General features: G+C 40.8%; 20 protein-coding genes. 8 read left to right on the forward strand and 12 right to left on the reverse strand.

Going from position 1 to position 21,575, the window contains the following annotated elements:
* The first annotated feature begins 91 nt into the window (after positions 1-91).
* The 3 genes from WG989_RS02095 (at position 92) to WG989_RS02105 (ending at position 3,897) form a co-directional block, all read left to right on the forward strand.
* Positions 92-847 (forward strand): phosphoglycerol geranylgeranyltransferase, encoded by a 756-nt coding sequence (locus WG989_RS02095; RefSeq protein WP_340426992.1) that lies wholly within the window; start codon positions 92-94, stop codon positions 845-847.
* 106 nt (positions 848-953) lie between these two features.
* Positions 954-2,327: a M48 family metallopeptidase gene (locus WG989_RS02100; protein ID WP_340426994.1), complete on the forward strand. Its 1,374-nt coding sequence runs from the start codon at positions 954-956 to the stop codon at positions 2,325-2,327.
* 13 nt (positions 2,328-2,340) lie between these two features.
* A complete protein-coding gene (locus WG989_RS02105; protein WP_340426996.1) occupies positions 2,341-3,897 on the forward strand; it encodes a DUF6770 family protein in 1,557 nt (518 codons plus the stop codon).
* 74 nt (positions 3,898-3,971) lie between these two features.
* Here the strand turns inward: WG989_RS02105 and WG989_RS02110 are convergent, their stop codons facing one another.
* Genes WG989_RS02110 through WG989_RS02120 form a run of 3 tightly spaced genes read right to left on the reverse strand, consistent with a single transcriptional unit; the run spans position 3,972 to position 7,124 of the window.
* Complete coding sequence (locus tag WG989_RS02110; protein ID WP_340426998.1) at positions 3,972-5,258, reverse strand: M28 family peptidase; 1,287 nt, start codon at positions 5,256-5,258, stop codon at positions 3,972-3,974.
* A 29-nt stretch (positions 5,259-5,287) separates the two neighbouring features.
* Positions 5,288-6,025 carry a LytR/AlgR family response regulator transcription factor gene (locus WG989_RS02115; protein WP_340427000.1) on the reverse strand — a complete coding sequence of 246 codons (738 nt, stop codon included), beginning with the start codon at positions 6,023-6,025 and terminating at the stop codon, positions 5,288-5,290.
* A 43-nt stretch (positions 6,026-6,068) separates the two neighbouring features.
* Positions 6,069-7,124, reverse strand: a complete 1,056-nt coding sequence (locus WG989_RS02120) for a sensor histidine kinase (protein ID WP_340427001.1) — start codon at positions 7,122-7,124, stop codon at positions 6,069-6,071.
* 196 nt (positions 7,125-7,320) lie between these two features.
* Here WG989_RS02120 and dxs point away from each other — a divergent pair, with 196 nt between their 5' ends.
* On the forward strand, positions 7,321-9,243 hold the full coding sequence (gene dxs / locus WG989_RS02125) for a 1-deoxy-D-xylulose-5-phosphate synthase (RefSeq protein ID WP_340427003.1): 1,923 nt from the start codon (positions 7,321-7,323) through the stop codon (positions 9,241-9,243).
* Between the two features lie 53 nt (positions 9,244-9,296).
* Here dxs and WG989_RS02130 read toward each other — a convergent pair whose 3' ends face one another.
* From WG989_RS02130 to WG989_RS02150, 5 genes are all read right to left on the reverse strand, one after another.
* Positions 9,297-10,205: a carboxypeptidase-like regulatory domain-containing protein gene (locus WG989_RS02130; RefSeq protein WP_340427006.1), complete on the reverse strand. Its 909-nt coding sequence runs from the start codon at positions 10,203-10,205 to the stop codon at positions 9,297-9,299.
* Between the two features lie 117 nt (positions 10,206-10,322).
* Positions 10,323-11,126: a segregation and condensation protein A gene (locus tag WG989_RS02135; RefSeq protein ID WP_340427007.1), complete on the reverse strand. Its 804-nt coding sequence runs from the start codon at positions 11,124-11,126 to the stop codon at positions 10,323-10,325.
* Between the two features lie 74 nt (positions 11,127-11,200).
* Entirely contained in the window at positions 11,201-12,139 is a 939-nt protein-coding gene (locus WG989_RS02140) for a DUF3078 domain-containing protein (protein ID WP_340427008.1), read from the reverse strand.
* A gap of 115 nt (positions 12,140-12,254) precedes the next feature.
* Positions 12,255-12,620, reverse strand: coding sequence for a large-conductance mechanosensitive channel protein MscL (mscL, locus tag WG989_RS02145; protein WP_182806726.1), 366 nt, complete (start codon positions 12,618-12,620; stop codon positions 12,255-12,257).
* 93 nt (positions 12,621-12,713) lie between these two features.
* A complete protein-coding gene (locus WG989_RS02150; protein WP_340427012.1) occupies positions 12,714-13,460 on the reverse strand; it encodes a PPK2 family polyphosphate kinase in 747 nt (248 codons plus the stop codon).
* 74 nt (positions 13,461-13,534) lie between these two features.
* Between WG989_RS02150 and WG989_RS02155 the strand changes: the two genes are divergently transcribed.
* Positions 13,535-14,404, forward strand: a complete 870-nt coding sequence (locus WG989_RS02155; RefSeq protein WP_340427014.1) for a DMT family transporter — start codon at positions 13,535-13,537, stop codon at positions 14,402-14,404.
* Positions 14,405-14,450: 46 nt separating this feature from the next.
* On the opposite strand, the gene frr is transcribed toward WG989_RS02155, so the two are convergent.
* The gene (gene frr / locus WG989_RS02160) at positions 14,451-15,014 is read right to left on the reverse strand and encodes a ribosome recycling factor (RefSeq protein WP_340427016.1); all 564 of its coding nucleotides are present in this window, start codon (positions 15,012-15,014) and stop codon (positions 14,451-14,453) included.
* Positions 15,015-15,090: 76 nt separating this feature from the next.
* Complete coding sequence (locus WG989_RS02165; RefSeq protein WP_340427018.1) at positions 15,091-16,245, reverse strand: glycosyltransferase family 4 protein; 1,155 nt, start codon at positions 16,243-16,245, stop codon at positions 15,091-15,093.
* A gap of 194 nt (positions 16,246-16,439) precedes the next feature.
* On the opposite strand from WG989_RS02165, the gene WG989_RS02170 reads away from it, so the two are divergent.
* On the forward strand, positions 16,440-17,279 hold the full coding sequence (locus WG989_RS02170) for a transketolase (protein ID WP_340427020.1): 840 nt from the start codon (positions 16,440-16,442) through the stop codon (positions 17,277-17,279).
* 75 nt (positions 17,280-17,354) lie between these two features.
* Here the strand turns inward: WG989_RS02170 and WG989_RS02175 are convergent, their stop codons facing one another.
* Both WG989_RS02175 and rbfA read right to left on the reverse strand, forming a co-directional pair.
* Positions 17,355-18,572: an FtsX-like permease family protein gene (locus WG989_RS02175; RefSeq protein ID WP_340427022.1), complete on the reverse strand. Its 1,218-nt coding sequence runs from the start codon at positions 18,570-18,572 to the stop codon at positions 17,355-17,357.
* A gap of 81 nt (positions 18,573-18,653) precedes the next feature.
* A complete protein-coding gene (rbfA, locus tag WG989_RS02180; RefSeq protein WP_340427023.1) occupies positions 18,654-19,022 on the reverse strand; it encodes a 30S ribosome-binding factor RbfA in 369 nt (122 codons plus the stop codon).
* Between the two features lie 51 nt (positions 19,023-19,073).
* Between rbfA and WG989_RS02185 the strand changes: the two genes are divergently transcribed.
* Positions 19,074-20,897 (forward strand): ABC transporter ATP-binding protein, encoded by a 1,824-nt coding sequence (locus WG989_RS02185; protein ID WP_340427025.1) that lies wholly within the window; start codon positions 19,074-19,076, stop codon positions 20,895-20,897.
* Positions 20,898-21,066: 169 nt separating this feature from the next.
* Positions 21,067-21,483: an RNA-binding regulator gene (gene rbp, locus WG989_RS02190; protein WP_340427026.1), complete on the forward strand. Its 417-nt coding sequence runs from the start codon at positions 21,067-21,069 to the stop codon at positions 21,481-21,483.
* The last annotated feature ends 92 nt before the right edge of the window (positions 21,484-21,575 follow it).

Below are 21,575 nucleotides of genomic sequence, written 5' to 3' on the forward strand. Positions count from 1 at the left end.
TTGACCGGTTTTGGGTTCCGTGAGATAAAAACAGTCCAATCTCGAAAAGCTGGACATTTTTTTGCATTTTTGCAGGAATAGTATTCGCTGAATGAAGCAAGACATCTATACACAATTACGGGAGAGAAAACTGAGAGGACAAAAATCATTCGCTGTTTTGATCGATCCCGATAAAGTAAATCCGTCGGCTGTTGAACAACTGGTGCGCCTGTCTGTGGACGCCAAAGTGGATTATTTTTTAGTAGGAGGCAGCCTGGTTATTTCCAATCAATTGGATGAAGTAGTGCAGCAGATCAAAGCTTCCTGCGATATTCCGGTAATCCTGTTTCCCGGAAGCCCCTCACAAATCAGCAATTATGCAGATGCGCTGTTATACCTGTCGCTCATTTCCGGGCGTAACCCTGAATTACTGATTGGTCAGCATGTGATCTCCGCTCCTTTTGTAAAACAAAGTGGGCTGGAAATTATTTCAACCGGTTACATGGTAGTTGATGGTGGTGCACCAACAACGGTATCGTATATCAGCAATGCTACGCCTCTTCCTTCCGATAAAAATGAAATTGCCATGTGTACGGCTATGGCCGGCGAAATGCTGGGCATGAAGGTGATTTACATGGATGCCGGCAGCGGTGCCAAACGTGCTATCAGTGAAAACATGATACAGGCAGTAGCACAACAAATAGAGGTGCCGCTTATTATTGGTGGCGGTATTACTGACCCCGAAAAAGCATACCGCAACTGTAAAGCAGGTGCTGATGTGATCGTGATTGGCAATGCTATAGAGAAAAACGCCACACTTATCAGAGAAATGGCCGCAGCTATACATAGTGTGCCTGTAAAAGCATAAGTTTACTTCCTACGTATTATTTTTACCGGGTATTCAATTCACTGTTTAACCCAAATGCATTTGATCAGGCATTTGATTTTATCAGGACCCTAAACCCGGTATGCTTTTGAAAACCATTGTCCACACGTTCGCTTCGTTACTTCTCTGCTCGTTGCTTTCGGCACAGCAAAATCCTTTTTATAATTTTCAAACCGATGATACAATTCTGAAAAAGAATTGGGTACAATCTGTACAAAACGTAAAAAAATCCTGGCTGGCGCAAGTAACACCATCATTGAAAAAAGATTATGAAGAGATCTATAAAACACATTTCGAACAGATTGAAAAAACAATCACAGGTAAAAGTTGCATTACAGCTAAAGAACCATATTCGTACCTGCAACGGGTATTGAGTAAAATCATTCAAGCGAATCCAGTACTGAAAGCCGATGAGCTTCGCTTATTTTTCACACGTGACTGGTGGCCGAACGCCTACAGCATGGGCGATGGTTCGATTGCCATCAATGCAGGGCTTGTGATACATCTGCAGAACGAAGCAGAACTCGCATTTGTGTTGTGTCATGAATTGGCGCACTATTATCGGTCACATACACGTCAGTCGGTTGATCAATACGTTACAGTAACCAACAGTCCTGAATTCCAAAAGAAACTCAAGGAGCTTTCGAAAAAACAATATGGTGTAAATGCAGAGCTTGAAAAACTCAGTCTCAATTTGATTTTCAACAGCAGGCATCACGGTCGCACAAGGGAAACAGAAGCTGATATGCAGGCTTTCAGCTTTTTTAAGAATACAGGATATGATGCAAACGGCATTGTATCGTTATTGCAATTACTTGATACGGTTGATAAAGCAACTGTTTTTCCGAAGCTCAACGTACAAACAATACTCAACTTCGAAAACTATCCGTTTAAAAAGAAATGGATACAGGACGAGTCGGTAATCTTCAGTAAAATAAATATGCAGACTGCTGAAGAACAAGCAAAAGAGATAGACTCGTTCAAAACACATCCAGATATCCCTCAACGTATTGCTGCATTGAAAGACTCAGTTGCTTCACAAACAACCGGTAAGGATTTTCTGGTTGATGAAAATTATTTTCAGAAACTGAAAGAAGAGCTTTTACTTGAAATGATTGAACATACGTATCAGTCGGATAATGTAAGCCGAAACATCTATTATAACTTGCTTTTATTACAACAGCAGAAACAAACAAATCTTGCTGCATATTTAATCGCAAGAGATTTGAATAAGCTGTACGAACAACAAAAAAATCACAAGGCAGGTTTACTACTTGATACGGAGAACAAATTCTATTCAGATGATTACAATCAGCTCCTTCGCTTTCTCAACCGCATACGACTTAATGAAATGGCGCAAGTAACCCGGAGTTTCTGCAACCGTTACTTATTGCCGCTAAAAGAACTTCAACCGGTAGCAGAACAAATAAACATAGCCGAAAAAAACAATAATCAACATTAAAAAAATCTCAGAAATGAAAAGACTAACAGTTTTAATTATGCTTATGAGCTTTATTGCAAGCACGCAAGCACAAAAGTTAAGTATCGCCAATATCCAGAAGTCAAGCGTACTGCGCAACTCCGATGCCATTAAAGAAGGCAGCGAGGTGAAAGGTTATTATTTCTTTTATGTAAGTGATAAGATCGACCGTAAAACCAACGAGTACACATTACAGATCATGGATCAAAACCTGAACAAATTAAAAGAAGTAAAATTCCAGGACTCGAAAAACGTCACTATCATTGAATCGTCGTTTAACGGAACTGATCTTGTGTTTTTATTTTATAATTCTGACGCCAATATTCTCGACTATCAGGTTTACGGTGCGGATGGTACAAAGAAATTCTCCTACACTAAAAGTATTTCAAAAAAAGATGAAGCTTACTTAAGAATGAACTATTTAATGGATGATGAGGACAGTAATTTTAAAGGATTATATCCGGTAGAGGGCAAAGGATTTATTTCAAATGTCCCCAGTCGTGATAATAAAGATTTTACATTTCAGATTAGCTACGTAGGCACTGCTGCAAAAAAACAATGGACCTATGTTCCGGCGATGGATGGCAAAATGTTTGTGGGTGATTACCTTGGTACCCATAAGAATGTGGTATATGTTGAAATGCTGAAATACTCCAGCAGAATGGATCGCAATCCCGACTCCTATATACTGGGCCTGTCACTTGAAAACGGGAAACTGCTGTTTCAAAAATCAACCAACGAAGGGAAATACAATTTCTACCCAATCAGTATGTCCGTTTTAAATGATGGTAAAGCTTATTTGTACGGAGAGTATTTTGATAAAGGTGGCAATGTAATGAAAGATAAATCAAAAGGGTTTGCATTTATAGGTATTGACGAATCAGGAAAAACGCTGAGTGAAAAATATTCTTCCTGGGCTCTTGATCTTGGCAAACATCTTGGGGTAAGTGGTAGTGGTAAGATTGATGACTTTGGGTTTATGTTCCTGCATAATATGATACAAACAGAAGATGGCAGCATTTATGCAATTGGCGAAGGTTATAAAAAAGCTGCAAGCGCACTTGGAATTGCCTCAACTATACTTGTAGGTGCTGCGGGCGGTGGTACAAGTGTGAGCACAGTTAAACTGAAAGTAACCGATATGCTTGTTATTAAGTTTGATCCTGATTTTACTGTTAAAGAAGCGTCAATCTATAAGAAAAGTGATAACGATGTTCAACTTGCGGGCGGTTCTGAATTTATGAGCACCCAAATGTTAGGGAAAGCTGTAAAATATGGCTATGGTGCTTTTGATTATGCTTACACACAGGTAAATAGAGATCGTAGTTCATTCTCTGTTTGCTACAGTGATTATGAGCGTGGCAAAGGTTACAAAGGAACCACCTTCAACTCCATAACATACAGCGATGGCAAACTTACTCAGGATAAGATCCAAACAAAATCAGACGCCACAAGATCAATTGTATTACCAGCCCGCCAGGGACAAGTATTGATTATGGATTATTATAAAAAAGATAAGAAACTGGATTTGCATTTTGAAAAGCTGAATTAAGTTTCGACTATCGATCAGAAAATAAAAAAAGGAGCAATGCTCCTTTTCTTTATTTATATGAATGTTTTCTGTTATTATCTCAACTCTTCCACTTTCACTCTTGTTGGTGAATCTTTCCCACTCACAATACTTCTTGCACTCAATGCAATGGACTTAATGATCATGGTCATATTATCAAGATCAAGTGTTTCCACTTCATCCGACACTTTGTGATAGTTTGGTTCACTATCCATTTTTGATGTAGAAATGGTATGTGCAGGAACGCCCAGGCGTGCAAGCGTTGCATTATCGGAACGATAGAATAAATTCTGATCAGTATACGGATCGGGATAAAATGCAAATCCTGTTCCTTCCAGGTTCTTCTGCATAATTGCACCCATATCTGTTTTTTCGAAACCGGTAATATATGCAGAGTTTTTACCCCACTTACTTTCTGTACCAATCATTTCAATATTGAACATGGCAGCCACTTTTGCCGGATCAAATTGTTTTGAAAAATATTGTGCACCATAACCACCCGATTCTTCTGCAGTAAAGGCAGCAAAGATGATGGTGCGTTCGTTGTTGTTTAATGCTTTGTAATATTTTGCCAGCAGAATAACAGCGGTAGTTCCTGCGGCATCGTCATTTGCACCATTAAAGATCGAATCACCATCAACCGGCTTGCCAATACCGATATGATCGTAGTGCCCGGAGAAGATCACATACTCATCCTTTTCACTTTTTCCGGGAATAATTCCTACAACATTCGACAACTTTTGTTCTGTAATTTCATGCTGTGCTTCAATACTGTAAGTTGATGGATCAACAGCAGTTAAAACAAACACAACACTGTTCTTCATCGGAAACATGCCACGCTTGAACCCGGTCAAACGTCCAAAATTCTTACTGTATGAAGTGTCAACTAAAACAATGTAATTTTTTCCAGACCTGATATACTTCTGAGCTTCTGAAAACAGGTTGACTCCTGCTGCAAGTTTTACTTTTTCATAACCCGATTGTTCATTGATCGTTACACTGGCTGCAGTTGTAATTACAACAACATTCTTTGGATCAACTGATTGCTGATCGAAGCTGCAAGTCAATCCTTTGAACCGTGGAGTAAGAATCGTAAACTCCTGGCGGTATGTGCCACTGCTGTTCCATGTTTCTAAACCGGCTGCTTTAAATTCGGCAGCAATAAAATCAGCTGCTTTATCGATCTCAGGTGAAAATACTCTCCTGCCTTTCATTTCATCGGATGCAAGTACACGCTCAATCCGTTCCACTTCCTTTGCATTGATAATGTTGTCAACTTTCGTTTGTGCAAATAAAAACGTGGCTATTGCGGTCAATAACCACGTTGCAAAAAATTTCTTCATTGATAAGGTATTACTTTAAAATGTTTCGATTATAAACTCATCATTTCTTTAAACTTCACAGCTTGTCTGCGACTCACTTCAATTTTATCGCCACCATGAATTTCCAATAACAAACCGCCGTTGAAATAAGGTTCTACTTTTTCAATCATGCGGAGATTCACAATGTGTTTGCGGTTTGCACGAAAGAATATTTTTTCATCTAGTCGCTCTTCCAATGCATTCAGTGATTTTAAGATGAGCGGTTTGTTGGGACCAAAATAAACTTTCGCATAGTTGCCCACACTTTCAAACAAACGGATATCGCTCAGCTTTACAAACCAGCAGCGTTCGCCATCTTTCACAAACACCTGATCGTTCTCACTCAACATGCTGCGGTTTACCGACAGTGGTTCACCATCAACCGTTGTTTCTTTTTCTTCCTCGTCGAGTTTGTGCAATGCATCTGCCAAACGCTTGGGTTCGATCGGCTTCAGCAAATAATCCAATGCATTTACTTCAAATGCACGCAAGGCATATTCGTCATACGCAGTGGTGAAGATCACTTCGGGTGTACGATCCAGTTCACTCAACAGATCAAAGCCTGTTTTGCCGGGCATTTGAATATCTAAGAAAATCAGATCGGGGTTCAATGCTTCGATCTTTTGCAGACCTTCATCTACATTCGATGCTTCATCGATCACTTCTATATCCGGAAATTCAATCAACAGCTTTTTCAGCTCATTTCTGGCCAATCGTTCATCATCAATAATGATTGCTCTTTTATTCATGGATGGTTTTATTTATACGAATTAAACGAATAGTTTAAAGTTACTACAATCCCGCAGGCATTACCACTCTGGCTTCCACTTCATTTCCATTTACATCGCTGATGGAAAAACCGGCATCATTACCAAACATCAGCTTCAACCGGCTTTGTGTGCTGGAAATACCAAACCCATCCGGATTAAAATCGCCATTCAGCCGGCCTGTATTCCGGATCACCAGTTCATGATGATCGTTCACAAACTTTGAGCTGATCTTAATGACACCACCGGTAACATTTTTGCTGATGCCGTGCTTGATCGCATTCTCTACAAGCGTTTGCAACATCATTGGTGGTACAGGTTGCTCCAACGTATCTTCATCAATATCAAAATTCACTTTCAACCGTTCTTCAAAACGCATTTGTTCCAATGCCAGGTAATCTTTTACAATGCTCAGTTCTTTTTCAAACGGAACGGTTTCCTGTTTTTCTACCTGCATACTACTGCGCAGGATATTACTCAACTCGGTAATAGCTGTTCTTGCACGGGTAGGGTTTTCATCGACCAATGCACGGATGCCATTCAACGAATTGAAAATAAAATGCGGATTGATATGTGCTTTGATCGTTTTGAGTTCCAGCTCCTTCACCACACTCTGCATCTTTAACGCATCGAGTTGCTGTTTACGAAAGCTTTCAACATAATGGTAAATAAAATAAATGAGGTTCCATACCAGTAAGGTTACAAACGCATTAATGGCCGAACCTACCAGGAGCCTTGTAAAACTGTATTGTTTTTGTTCCGGTGTAAAGAGGTCGAATATATTAAAAAGCGAAAGCGAAATAAACGGATACAGCATCGAAAAAGCAAGTGTAAGTACAAGGAAATAAACCACCTGCCGTTCAAAAGTTTTATGCAGCAGATTGGTTTGAATGATTACCCAGCGCATGAAATGGGTAATGATCAACCCCAGCACGGCAATAATGAGGGAACGTATGATGAAGGAAGAAGTGATCTCCCGGTTATAGGTCCAGGCAAAAAAGAAATTCATGAGCATATTGCCGCCCCAGCCAGCCAGCTGGCACCACCAATAAGCTCCCATTTTACTGATTCCTATACGCATAGTAGCTACAAATCTAACCGTTAAGATATAGGTTTCGCCTGCCTAAAGGTACAAAGGGCGAAAAATTTGGGTAAATGGTCAGGAGCCGAAACAGTTTTTGTGCACAAATTCAACCATTTCCTGCTTTGGCTGTTACACAAACATTCCTTTACATTGCTTGTAAGTTTTTTACCTTTACTTAATTATTCAGGAATTTATGGAAATAAAACCCGGTTCCCTGCTACAGAAAATTGATTCTCCGGCCGATTTGAAAAAGCTGCCAATGGATCAATTACCACAGGTTTGCGATGAACTTCGCCAGTATATTATTGATGTGGTAAGTGTGCATGGTGGTCATTTTGGTGCCAGCCTTGGTGTGGTGGAATTGTCAACAGCCCTTCACTATGTGTATGATACCCCGTACGACCAATTGGTATGGGACGTTGGTCATCAGGCCTACGGACACAAGATATTGACCGGCCGCCGGGATAACTTTCATACGAACCGCAAATACAACGGACTCAGTGGCTTTCCTAAACGCAGCGAAAGTGAATATGATACATTTGGCGTTGGTCACTCTTCCACGTCGATTTCTGCTGCTTTGGGTATGGCAATGGCCGCCAAGTTAAAAGGCGAAAACAGAAAATCGATTGCGGTAATTGGCGACGGTGCCATGACGGCAGGCCTGGCGTTTGAAGCCATGAACCATGCCGGTGTGGCCGATAGTGATGTGCTGATCATTCTGAATGATAACTGCATGAGCATCGACCCGAATGTGGGTGCGTTGAAAGAATATCTCACCGATATTACTACCTCCCCTACTTACAATCGTATTAAAGATGATGTGTGGAAGGCGTTGGGCAAACTTCCTGTTGGTAAAACATTTACCCGTGAAATGGCAAGCAAGCTGGAACACAGCATCAAAGGATTTGTGAACAAGAGCAGTAATTTGTTTGAAGCGTTGAAGCTGCGCTATTTCGGCCCCATCGATGGACATAATATTACCAAGCTGGTTGATACGTTGAAAGACCTCAAAAATATTCCCGGACCTAAACTGTTGCATATAGTAACTGTTAAAGGAAAAGGATATGAGTTGGCCGAGAAAGATCAAACCAAATGGCATGCGCCCGGTTTGTTTGATAAAGTAACCGGCGAAATTCAAAAGAAAAAATTCGATACTGTACAGCCTCCCAAATACCAGGATGTGTTTGGACATACCATGATTGAACTGGCAGAACAAAATGCAAAAATTGTGGGTGTTACACCTGCAATGCCAAGTGGTTCCTCGCTCAAATTCATGATGGACAAAATGCCACACCGTGCATTTGATGTGGGCATTTGCGAACAGCATGCCGTTACACTTAGTGCAGGTATGGCAACGCAGGGCATGAAGGTGTACTGTAATATTTATTCATCATTTATGCAACGGGCATATGATATGGTGGTGCATGATGTGGCCATTCAAAAACTTCCGGTGATCTTTTGTTTGGATCGTGCAGGATTGGTAGGAGAAGATGGGCCAACACATCATGGTTGTTATGATATTGCTTATATGCGTTGTGTACCTAACATGATCGTTGCTGCTCCAATGAATGAAGCGGAGTTGCGTAACATGATGTACACGGCTCAACTCGATTCACATAAATTACCGATCTCGATTCGTTATCCGAGAGGCGAAGGTGTAATGCCTGAGTGGAGAAACGAAATGAAAGAAATTGAAATCGGTAAAGGCCGTAAGTTGAAAGATGGAGAAGGCCTTGCAATACTTTCGTTTGGCCATCCCGGCAATTTTGCAGCAAGTGCTATTCGTGAATTAAAGAACGATGGCATCAATCCTGCACATTACGATATGCGTTTTGCAAAACCGATCGATGAAGAAATGCTCCATGAAGTATTTGCGAAATTTGATAAGATCGTAACGATTGAGGATGGAACGGTAGTGGGTGGTTTCGGAAGTGCGGTATTGGAATTTATGGCTGCACATAATTACAAAGCTGAAGTTAAGATCATGGGTATTCCTGACAGCCTTGTAGAACACGGCACACCGAAACAATTATATGAAGAAATTGGCATTGATGCCAATGGTATTGCAAAAACGGTGAGAGAGATGATGAATGTAAGAGTAACAGTAAATGCTTAATTGAACTTTGTATAAAAGGAAAATCCCATTGCTGAGCAGTGGGATTTTTTTTATCAATACAGAATATCACAAGACACAAGCATATTTAATGGAGACTTAATTTTTGATGGCATCTTATCATAGTCAAAAGGATAAAGAATTCTATCGGCATGAAGCATCCATTTATATCCATTCAAATTCAAAGACCTTGTATAAGTGACGGTAGTAGTATTGCTAAATGAACAATAAATGCCTGGACCAACAACAGGTCTTTTTTTTATATTGATCCGTTCCTTGTTTATACTATCAGCTATCCACTGAACCCCAACAAAAAACTGGTCATCGCTCAGGAAAATACCTTGGTCTTCAACATCAATGTGCAATACATTGTTTTTTGATGAGTTCTTTGTTATAACAATATCCTTTTTCATCAACTCGTAAGCGGGCTCTCCAAATTTTCCAACGTTGTAAATATGAATACGAACAGGATTTGCTTCATTAAAACCAATCCCTTTTATAGAAATACGCTTTAGCTGAAATTGCCCAACGTTATCCGGGACATTGACTCTTGTAGCCATTTCAAATCGCACACAATCATCGGAGTTCATGTCAAACCTCTTCTTGCCTTTCGTTAAACCTATGGTCATTGATTGCTTTTTGCCAACAAAAACTTCAGATAACTGAACAGGCAAAGGTTGAAGAAAAACAGTAGGCTCCTTTTTTAAATCACTGGTAGCAATTTTCTGATCCCTGTATCCGATACTTGTTATTAATAGCGTATCATCGCCAATAATATCTATTTCAAAAAAACCGCTACTATCAGCATCGGTAATCAGCTTTGTGTTTTGAAGAAGAATGCTGGCGAATGGAATACCTTTTTTTGAATCAGCATCAACACAAAAACCTTGTATTCTTTCCAAAGCTTGTACTGCTTTGCTATTAGCAACTAAACTTACAAGTACAAAGCAAAGAAGGTGTTTCATGCAGCCAAAATAATACCTGGATTGTTAACAAAAACGGAAATGATTTTTCGGCTTACAACAGCAATAAAAAAAGCCTCACCATATCTGATGAGGCTTCCGTAATACGTTTTGTAAAAATCAATTTCCTTCTTCGGGATTCTGTGGATACACAAATGAATCTTCTGCATCTTCTTCCCGGCTCTCGTTCCACTCAACAATGAAATTATTTTTTCCTTCACCAACCAACAAAGTCATATAACGTTGTTGCGAAAGTTCCAGCAGCGACAGGAATAAGAAAATAGCATGAATGCGATTCTCCACTACATCAAATAATTTTTCGAAGGCCATTGTTTTTTCCTTCTTCACCACATCGAGCATGTACTCACGGCTGCCTTCCATGGTGTAGTTGTATTGCACCACCGTATGCACCGGTTTATTGAAACGATCGTGGTGTTTTTTCATTACCCGTTCAAAGGTCTTCATGAGTTTGAACATGGTAATGGTTTGTATCTCGGTTCCTTCACCTGCTTCTTCGCCAATGCCGGCGAGCTCGCTGGCAATATTGCCACGCTTCACCATCAACATCCGCATTGCTTCCATCTCCGCCATCTGCACACTCGCTTCTTTGAAACGTTTGTATTCAAGTATTTTATCGATCAACTCCTGACGTGGGTCAATTTCATTTCCCTGCTCATCAATTTCTTTGCGGGGCAACAGCATTTTTGCTTTGATCCGCATCAACGTTGAAATGAACAAAATGAATTCACTCGACAATTCAATATTCAGCTTTTCGGTTTGATGGATAAAATCCATGAAGTCTTTTATGATGCGGGTAATGGGGATATTGTAAATATCCAGTTCATCACGCTCAATAAAAAACAACAGCAGATCGAAAGGACCTTCAAACTGGGGTAGCTTTATCTGGTATGATTCTGTTTGCAAAGTATTTCTGTTTTTAACGAACAAGTCCCGGCCAATCTGTGCCGGGACTTGCAAATGTAGGGAACTAAACCTTATTAAAAGTTGGCGGTAAAACCAATGCCCATGAGGGATTTGAGCTGCGTACCCATGAGTCCGCCGGTTTCCACATTTTTTGTATCGTGGTCGTAAATGAGGTCGAAATTGTAGCTGATGCCGATGTATTTATTCACCTTGAAACCCAAGGTGTTGGTCCAGAACACATCGATATTCTGGGGGTTGTTTTTGTAATTGCTGAACAGATCGAGCCGACTGGCCAGGCTGATGTTCTTTGCCAGATCTTTTTTGAGATTGGCGGTTAAAAATGCACCGATCTCGTTGATAGATGATTGGGTGGTATCTGTAAAATTAAACAGTCTTCGTATGTCCTTATTAGCTTCGTTTACGATAACCCAACGGGAAGTGACCGGCGACAGAAATACATCGAAGGTTGCATTGGGCTTGTACATGATACCCGGCGAAACGAGCACATAAGCCGGAGCAAAAAAACCGGAGTTCTTTTGTTTGGGATCAACACTATAATTGTATCCGAGCGTCATTTGTGTGCGCAGGTTGGCTAATGCCGACAAGTACCATTTGCTGGTTGCCGTATCGCCTAACTGATATCCATATCTCGAAAGCAAATCAATACGGTCATCATTTTTTCGTGTACCGATACTGGTTGCATTTACAATACCGTATTGTGCATTGAGCGTATTATCCCAAACGTTGCGCTCTTTTTTATAATAGGCAAAGCTGTTAATGAGTGCATTGATGGAGAACGAAAATTTTTCAGCACCTGATGCCCAGTTGCGGCTGGCACCCTGGCTGAGATTGAGATTGAATACGCCCCCTTTGGTCCAGCCTTCTTTTTGCTCAGGTTCTTTTTTTACAGTCTTATTTGATTCGTCCTTTAATCGCTTTACTTCTACGTCCTGTGCCTGTGCTTCTGCAACTGTTATTGAAAACAGCACTGCTGCGAAAATCTGTTTTATCATAAGCGTTGTTTTATTTTTAATTAGAAAAGTCGACAAATAAAATGCCACACTGAAATTTAGAAACTAAAAAGCGGTAATAACAGGTTGTTATTACCGCTGATACAAACTGGGTCAATTATTTTTTCAATGCATCTCTGATCTCACGCAGCAACACAATGTCTTCGGGTGTGGCTGCAGGAGGAGCAGGTGGTTCTGCTTTTTTCATTTTATTGATTGCCTTAATTACAAGGAAAAGAAAGAATGCAATTATGATGAATTTAACTGCGGCAGATATTGCCATCCCATACTTCAACTCTGCTTCACCTACTTTGATCGATAAGGTGTCGAAATTAACACCACCTGTAATAATTCCCACAATCGGCATCAGGATGTGATCCACAACAGCGCCAACAATGGCACCAAATGCACCGCCGATGATTACACCAACAGCAAGATCAACTACGTTGCCTTTCATTGCAAAATCTTTAAATTCTTTCAGCATTCCCATAATTGTTGATTTTAATAATTAAATAATAGTGTAGGTTTTTTATGGAGGGCAATACAAATCTTACAAAATAATCTGAGTAATCAAAGCCTATTTTTTCAGGCCCGGGTATTGCATATTCAATTTCTTCAACGTATCGTACACCGTTTTTGCAATCAAATATTCTTTGTACCAATTCTGATCGCTGGGAATAATTTGCCACGGCACTTTGTTACAATAGTGAAAACAATCTTCGTAATACTTCATATACTTTTTCCAAAGCTTTGCTTCGGCAAAATCTTTTTCATTGTACTTCCACATTTTACGTGGATCATGTGTACGTTCCTGTAAGCGTTCCTGCTGTTCAGCAGGGGAAACATGCAGATAGAATTTAAGCACCTTCGTGTTGTTATGATTCACCAGTAACTCTTCAAAATCATTAATGGCTTTCATTCGTTTTACAGCCGTTGCATCATCGCACCAGCCATGCACACGTGTTACAAGAATATCTTCGTATTGGCTGCGGTTGAAAATTTTGATCATCCCTTTTGCAGGAGCAGCTTTATGTACACGCCATAAAAAATCATGGCTAAACTCTTCTTCGGTGGGTGCTTTGAATGATGTGACCGATACGCCAAGCGGATTAAGCGATCCAAATACATCACGCAGTATGCCATCCTTCCCACTGGCATCCATTCCCTGGATGATCACCAGCAATGAATGTTTGCTTTCAGCGATCAGGCGGTTCTGCAGTTCATCTAATTCAACAAGTATCTTTTCTGTTTCTGCTTTCAGTTTTTCTTTGTCAGCCTTTTTTGGCGCACGAGTACTGATTGCACTGAGTTTAATTTTTGCCATAGATCTGCATTTCTACGAATATAAAACATGCTGCCTGTAATACGCAATTTTCCTACACCTTTGCAGCTTCCATTATGAATTCAAAACTGTTTAACTGGCTGCTTTTTTTTATTCTTTGCCTTGTATGGGGCAGTTCGTTTATTTTGATGAAAGAAGGATTAAAGGAACTATCTGCTTATGAAGTAGCGGCCATGCGTATGTTAAGTGGTGGTGTAGTTTTATTACCCTTTGCGCTTAACAGTTTTAAACGTATGCAACGAAAGGATCTCGGCTTGTTGATCATATCCGGTTTACTTGGCAGTTTTATACCTGCGATTTTATTTTGCGTAGCGGAAACAAAGATCGACAGTGCATTGGCCGGTATGTTGAATGCGTTAACGCCGTTGTTTGTGATCATTATTGGTGCACTCTTATTTCGAACATCTGTTCCCTGGAAAAAAATAGTAGGTGTATTGATCGGTTTTGGCGGCATGTTGTTACTCTTCCTCGCACAAAAAAAAGGAAGTGCTAACAGCGATCTTTTTCTTGCATCGCTGATTGTAATTGCTACATTTTCGTATGGGTTGAATGTAAACCTCATCAATCGCTATTTAAAACATGTGGCATCACTTGATATTGCTGCCATTGCATTTGTAGCATTGATCATCCCTGCTACGATCGTTTTATTTGTGGCAGGTTTTGCTAATCACAATTTTTCAGAACCATCTGTAATAAGAGCCATTAGTGCATCGGCTGTATTAGGAATTTTCGGAACGGCCATTGCATCGATCTTATTTTATATGCTGATGAAACGGGCTGGTCCATTATTTTCTTCAATGGTAACGTATGGAATTCCATTTGTGGCTATTGGCTGGGGATTGTTGGCGGGTGAAACAATCGGGCAACTGGAAATTGTCGGGTTGTTGATCATTTTGTCAGGCGTATATCTTGCCAACCGGCAATAAAAAAGGGATGCAGTAATGCACCCCTTCCATTTATTTGCAAACGATCTTACACCGACATAATCTCTTTATCTTTTGCTTCGAGGTGTTTATCGATCTGTGAACTGTATTTGTCTGTAAGCACCTGCACATCTTTCTCAGCATCTTTCGCTGCATCTTCACTCAATCCATCTTTTTGCAGTTTCTTGATCTGTTCAATTGCATCTCTGCGAATATTACGAACAGCAACCTTTGTGTGTTCACCTTCCGCATTTACCCGCTTCACCAATTCTCTTCTCCGTTCTTCTGTTAACGGTGGTAAAAACAAACGGATAATACTCCCGTCGTTTTGCGGTGTTAAGCCAATATTGGAATTGATGATGGCACGCTCAATGGGTTGCAACATATTTTTTTCCCAAGGCTGAATGGTAATTGTTCTTGCATCGGCTGCAATAATATTTCCTACCTGTCCAATTGGTGTGGGCGAGCCATAATAATCCACCACAATACTATCGAGCATATTGGGGTTGGCACGGCCTGCACGAATTTTCACCAATTCAATTTCCAGGTGCTGAATAGCTTTACCCATGTGCTCTTCAGCATCACTCAGTATCAACGATAGATCTTCTGACATACGTGTAAAAATTAATGAGCTGCAAACCTAATAAATTGTTGCTGATTGCTGCGATGCAAAGAAAAGTTTCAAACGATTATTTTGCGATTTCGCCTTTCTCGGTGGCAGCAGTTGAGGCGTTTACATTGGTAGGAAGAGGAATCACCTTTGTTTTGCCATTCACATCGATGTGCTGATCAGGTGCAAACAGTTTCTGACGATTGCTGCGATTGGAGTAGATCAACAGACTGATTACCGAGAACCCTACACTGATAAGCCCTAACAAAAGAAAGGTGATGTTGAGTTCACGTGCCAATACGGTTGCGCCGGCAATAACGATGTTAAACGATACGGCCAGGAAGGTAACCATCCGATGACTAAAACCTTTTGCCAATAACAAATGATGCACGTGATTCCGGTCGGGGCTGAATGGAGAACGGCGTGATAAAATGCGATAGGCAAAAATGCGCAGCGTATCAAACAACGGAACAAACAAAATTGCAAACCCAATGGCCGGTGCTGCCGGCAAATAAATTTTAGCAGTAGGAACGGTGGCTATTTGAATAAACTTAATAACAAGAATAGAGTTGATGATACCGAGTAACAACGAACCGGTATCGCCCATAAATATTTTTGCTGGCGATGAATTAAAGATTAGGAAACCAGCCAGGCTGCCCGTCATAGCAAAAGCCATCATGGCATAGAAAGGCTGATCGGCCATAAAGAAATAAACACCAAATGCCGCCGATGTAAATAAGCCCAGCGAACCAGCTAATCCATCTACCCCATCGATCAAATTAAATGAATTGGTAATTACAATAATGGTGAGATAAGTAAATGCAAGACTTAAAATAAAAGGCATTTTCTCAAAGCCCATAAATCCAAACATTCCATCAATGAGAATTCCTCCTTTGTACACGATGATAAACGCTGCCAATAACTGACCGAGGAATTTTTTGAGTGGTGTAAGTACCACAATATCATCTTTCAATCCAAGAAAAAAGATCACTAAAAATGCGGCGGCAAAATATTGAACTTCTATCCAACCGGCAGGAACAGCAATGAGAAAACCTAAAATGAACCCGGCAAAAATTCCAATACCTCCGAGTGAAGGGATCGGTGTTTTGTGCAGCTTACGATCATCATCAGGAACATCAAACAGATGCTTTGCTTCCGCTACCCGAATAATGATCGGAATAGCTGAATATGTGATTAAAAAAGCAATGACTGATCCTATTAACAGGTGATCCATGCAGTTGATTATTCAAGTGTGTTGCAAATCTATACTATCTGAGCCGAAAGCGGAAACAGATAACAATAAAATTAAATGCCATCGTAGTTTTCCTATTTTTCAACAAACAGCTCAGTAATCGACTCGAATTTGGGCAAAAAGTTTAGTCGGTTGAACTATTTTTTCTGTTAGCTTTGCCCGCAACTCTAAAAATCATGGCAGAACTGAAAGAAATCGCAACGCAAATCAGGAGAGATATCGTACGTATGGTACACGGATGTCAAAGCGGCCACCCGGGTGGTTCTTTGGGCTGTACCGAATATTTTACCGCTCTGTATTTCAAGTTACTGAAACACGATCCATCGTTTAATATGGATGGAACAGGTGAGGATCTGTTCTTTCTTTCTAACGGGCACATATCACCGGTGTTTTATGCAACATTGGCCCGCAGCGGTTATTTTCCGGCAGAAGAGTTGAATACCTTCCGCAAACTGAATACAAGATTGCAAGGGCACCCTACTACGCATGAGCATTTACCGGGCGTACGTATTGCATCCGGATCGCTTGGTCAAGGGTTGAGTGTTGCCATTGGTGCAGCTTATACTAAAAAACTGAACAAAGAAAATACAGTTGTTTATTCATTACATGGCGATGGTGAATTGCAGGAAGGCCAGAACTGGGAAGCGATCATGTTTGCTGCGCATAACAAAATGGACAACCTGATTGCTACCGTTGACTGGAATGGCCAGCAAATTGATGGTCCAACTAAAAAAGTATTGAGCCTAGGCGATCTTAAAGGAAAGTTTGAAGCTTTTGGTTGGGAAACCCTCATTATTGAAGATGGAAATGATATGGACCAGATGGTTGCCGGTTTAGAAAAAGCAAAAACCTTTGTTGGCAAAGGCAAGCCAATTGTAAACCTCATGAAAACTGAGATGGGCAAAGGCATTGATTTTATGGAAGGAAGTCACGAGTGGCATGGTATTGCTCCAAACGATGAGCAATTAGAAAAAGCCCTTACCCAACTTGGCGAAACAAGCTTAGGCGATTATTAATTGCAACGATTTACTTTTAGATAGAAGCAGAGGATGAAAGTTCTCTGCTTTTTTATTTGTCCGTGATTCAGTTCATCATTGTGCACGTAACGACACTTTCTGCCGTGCTGCTTTAACCGAAGGCACCCACGATGCCAGTAAGGCGATCACAAAAACAGTGAACATCACAAGTAAAATATCGGTGAGAAAAATATCGACCGGATAATAATCAATTACAAACGAACCCTGTAACGGAATGAGTTTAAATGTTACCTGTAAATAAGCAAACAACATTGCCAATAAAATACCAATGACGCTACCTACAAATGCAAGTAATACTCCCTCAGTTAAAAAGATACGTTGAATAAATTTCTTTTCGGCGCCCATGGCCTGAAGTATCTGTATATCCTGTTCTTTTTCCAGAACCAGCATGGTGAGTGCGCCGATCATATTGAAAGATGCGATCACCAATATCAATGAAAGGATCCCATAAATGGCCCATTTTTCCAATTGCATAACGGCGAAGAGTGAACGATTTTGCTGATACCTGTTCTCCACCAAATAACCATTACCCATGATTTGCTGCAATGCTGCAATGGTCTCTTTTTCAGCAGATGGATCAGTGAGTTTTATTTCTGCCGCACTGTATTCATTGCTCTTCATACCCAGCATTTCTTTCAAGATCGCCAGATTGGTGATCACATATTTATTATCAAAATCCTGTTGAATGGAAAACGATCCTGTTGGTTGCAGATTTACTGTACTGATCGATTCCAACGGATTACTGGAGCTAACACCACGTTTCGGGAGGTATGCTGTTACCGGAGTAACCGAACGGTCGCTTAATAAGTTCAATGCATTTTCTATTCCAACTCCTAATACCAATGCAGGGGTTTCAATGCTTCCCGTTTCAAATTTTCCATTCACCATCATGGATGAAACACCGCTGCTTTTGTTGTACGATTCATCTACTGCTTTGATCACCGCATTGGTTCTGTAATCCCCGTTTTGCAAGTGAACATTTTCTTCTACAACCATACTTACGGCAGCAATATTTTTCAGCACTTTTATTTTTGCAAGAGTAGCATCATCCAGCAACATGATTTTTTGTTGCGATGCTGTAATGCGTACGTCGGGATAAAACGAAGAGTACAATGTTTTCACCAATCCTTCAAACCCATTAAAAATACTCAACACCACCACAATCGCAGCGGTACCAACTGCCATAGCAGAAACGGTTACCCACGCAATGATGTTGATGGCATTGGTTGATTTTTTTGATTTGAAATAACGCCAGGCGAACAGGAAATTCAATGGAGTCTTTTTGTGAATGGTGAATGGTCAATTGTGAATAGTCAAAGCCGACTTTACTAACGACTATCAACTATGGGCTACCTACTCTTCCTCTTTCTTCTCTCCCTCGATCTTTTTAAACAATTCTTCCATCTTAAACACCTGTTCCAATGTATCATCAAGGAAGTATTTGATCTCGGGAATACGGCGCAATTGGTGTTTGATGCTGGATGCCAGTTCACGTTTGATCTCATGAGCTTTGTCTTCCACTTTTTTCAGAACAGCCGCATTATCCTTTGCCTGGAACACACTCAGGTAGATCCTCGCTTCCAGCAGATCAGGTGTTACTTTCACAGATGAAATGGACACCAGTCCCCCATCGATCATGCTCAATCCCAGCTTTCTGAAAATACCCGTTATTTCCTCATGAATAACGCCGGCAACCTGTTTCTGTCTTTTTCCTTCTAACATATCTTCAACATTTAAACGCTGTAAAAGTAGTTACTTTGCGGCGTTTAACGCATGAAACAGTTTCAACGCATTTTCAAATACCTCAGTGAGTATAAAGGCAAGATCGCTTTATACTTTCTTTTCATCCTGTTATCAATCTTATTTTCGATGGTATCGCTGGCCATGCTGGCACCATTTCTGAAATTACTATTTAACCAGGAAGATCTGCTGTTAACAGAGCCCGTGTTTTCTTTATCAGCCAAAGGAATACTTGATTACATGATGTACAACATCAGCATGCTTATCAAGGAAAAAGGTACGCAAGCTGCATTGGCATTTATCTGTGGCATTATTATTTCCTCTGTGTTGCTGAAGAATGTATTTCTCTATCTCTCTTACCGCACATTGGCACCCATGCGCAACGGCGTACTTACACGATTACGTGGTGATCTTTATGATAAAGTATTGCAACTGCCCATTGGTTTTTTTACAGAACAACGCAAAGGTGACCTGATCTCCCGTATGAGCAACGATGCTAATGAAGTTGAATGGAGTGTGATGATGGCGTTGGAAGCATTGATCAAAGAACCACTGACCATTTTGTTTTATTTGGTGATGATGGTGCTCATCAGTCCGCAGCTATCACTTTTTCTTTTGGTGTTTTTACCAATTACTGCCTTTATCATTGGTAGGGTAAGTCGTTCGTTAAAAAAGCAATCTACTGAAGCCGGCGAAAAAAACGGAATGGTGATTTCGATACTGGATGAAACATTAACGGGCATCCGGGTCATCAAAGCATTTACTGCTGAAAAGCTGTTGGGGCAACGGTTTCATCAAATGAACCGTGAGTTGAATCATATCCGCAACAAAATGAATTTCAGGAAAGACATGGCCTCACCGCTATCTGAATTTATGGGAGTAATGGTGTTAAGTGGTGTGCTATGGTTTGGCGGTCGATTGGTACTAGGTGATAATGCCGGTGGACTTACACCTGATGGATTTATTACCTACATTTTATTTTTTACGCAGATCATCAACCCATCCAAATCATTATCATCTGCATTTTATAATACACGAAGAGGTAGTGCTGCCATTGAGCGGATCGAAGAAATTTTAAATGCACCGGTGGTGGTTGAAGAAAAAACAAATGCAATTGTTATCCCAACATTTGAACACAGTATCGAATTTAGAAATGTATCGTTTGGTTATTTTGATGTAACCATTTTAAAAAATATCAACCTCACATTAACGAAAGGAAAAACCATTGCATTAGTTGGTTCAAGCGGTTCCGGTAAATCAACACTGGCCGATCTTGTTCCACGTTTTCATGATGTAAGCAGTGGTGAAATAATTGTTGATGGTATTAACATCAAAGATTATTCGATCAACAGTCTTCGACAATTGATGGGCATTGTAACACAAGAACCCATTCTGTTCAATGACAGTATTGCCAATAACATTGCGTTAAGTAAACCGGAAGCAACCAGAGCTGAAATTGAAGCAGCAGCAAAAATTGCAAATGCCCACGACTTTATTATCAAAAAAGAAAATGGCTACGATGAAAATATTGGCGACCGCGGCAGTAAACTCAGTGGTGGTGAACGCCAGCGTGTTACCATTGCCCGTGCAGTATTAAAAAACCCACCCATTTTAATCTTGGATGAAGCCACTTCATCACTTGATACTGAAAGTGAACGACTTGTACAAGACGCCATCAACCACCTGATGCAAGAGCGAACCAGTTTGGTGATTGCTCACCGTTTATCGACCGTACGGCATGCCGATGAAATACTGGTACTCCAAAAAGGTGAAATTGTAGAACGGGGCACACATGATGAATTGGTTGCCCAGCAAGGCTTTTACCGCAAGTTGGTAGACATGCAGGAAGTGCGTTAAGTTTTTGTTTTGGCCCATTCGCTTTTCTCAATAATTCCCCTATCTTTATAGAGTTAATGTGAATTCAGTCCATGCTTTCTGACCTGCAAGGTGCTTTTCGCTCGATCAGTTTCCCCGGTTTCAGTTGCTATCTCTGGTTCATGATTTTTGTTTTTTTAATTTATTTTTTGTGAACATTTACGTAGGAAACCTGGCTTGGTCCATGACGAACGAAGACCTCGCTGCCCTGTTTGAGCAATTTGGCGCAGTAACCTCTGCCAAAATTTTAACCGACAAATTTTCTGGCCGTAGCAAGGGTTTTGCATTTGTTGAAATGGACAATGCAGAAGAAGCGCAAGCTGCAATCAGCCAACTGAACGACACAGATGTTCAGGGACGCAAGATCGTAGTGAACGAAGCTCAGCCTAAGAAAGATGATGGCGGATTTAAAAAGCGCAGCTTCGGCGGCGGTGGAGGCGGTGGCTTCCGCGGCGGTAGTGGCGGTGGCGGCGGCTACAAAGGTGGCGGCGGCGGTGGCGGCTACAAAGGTGGCGGCGGTGGCGGCTACAAAGGTGGCGGCGGCGGCGGTTATAACAGAGATTATTAATCAGCTCTATTCGTCCAAATATTTGAAATCCCTTCAACTTGGAGGGATTTTTTTATTGGGGTAAAGTGTATCCAGGGTTGCCAACCTTTTTG

Source organism: Lacibacter sp. H407, assembly GCF_037892605.1.
GTDB lineage: Bacteria > Bacteroidota > Bacteroidia > Chitinophagales > Chitinophagaceae > Lacibacter.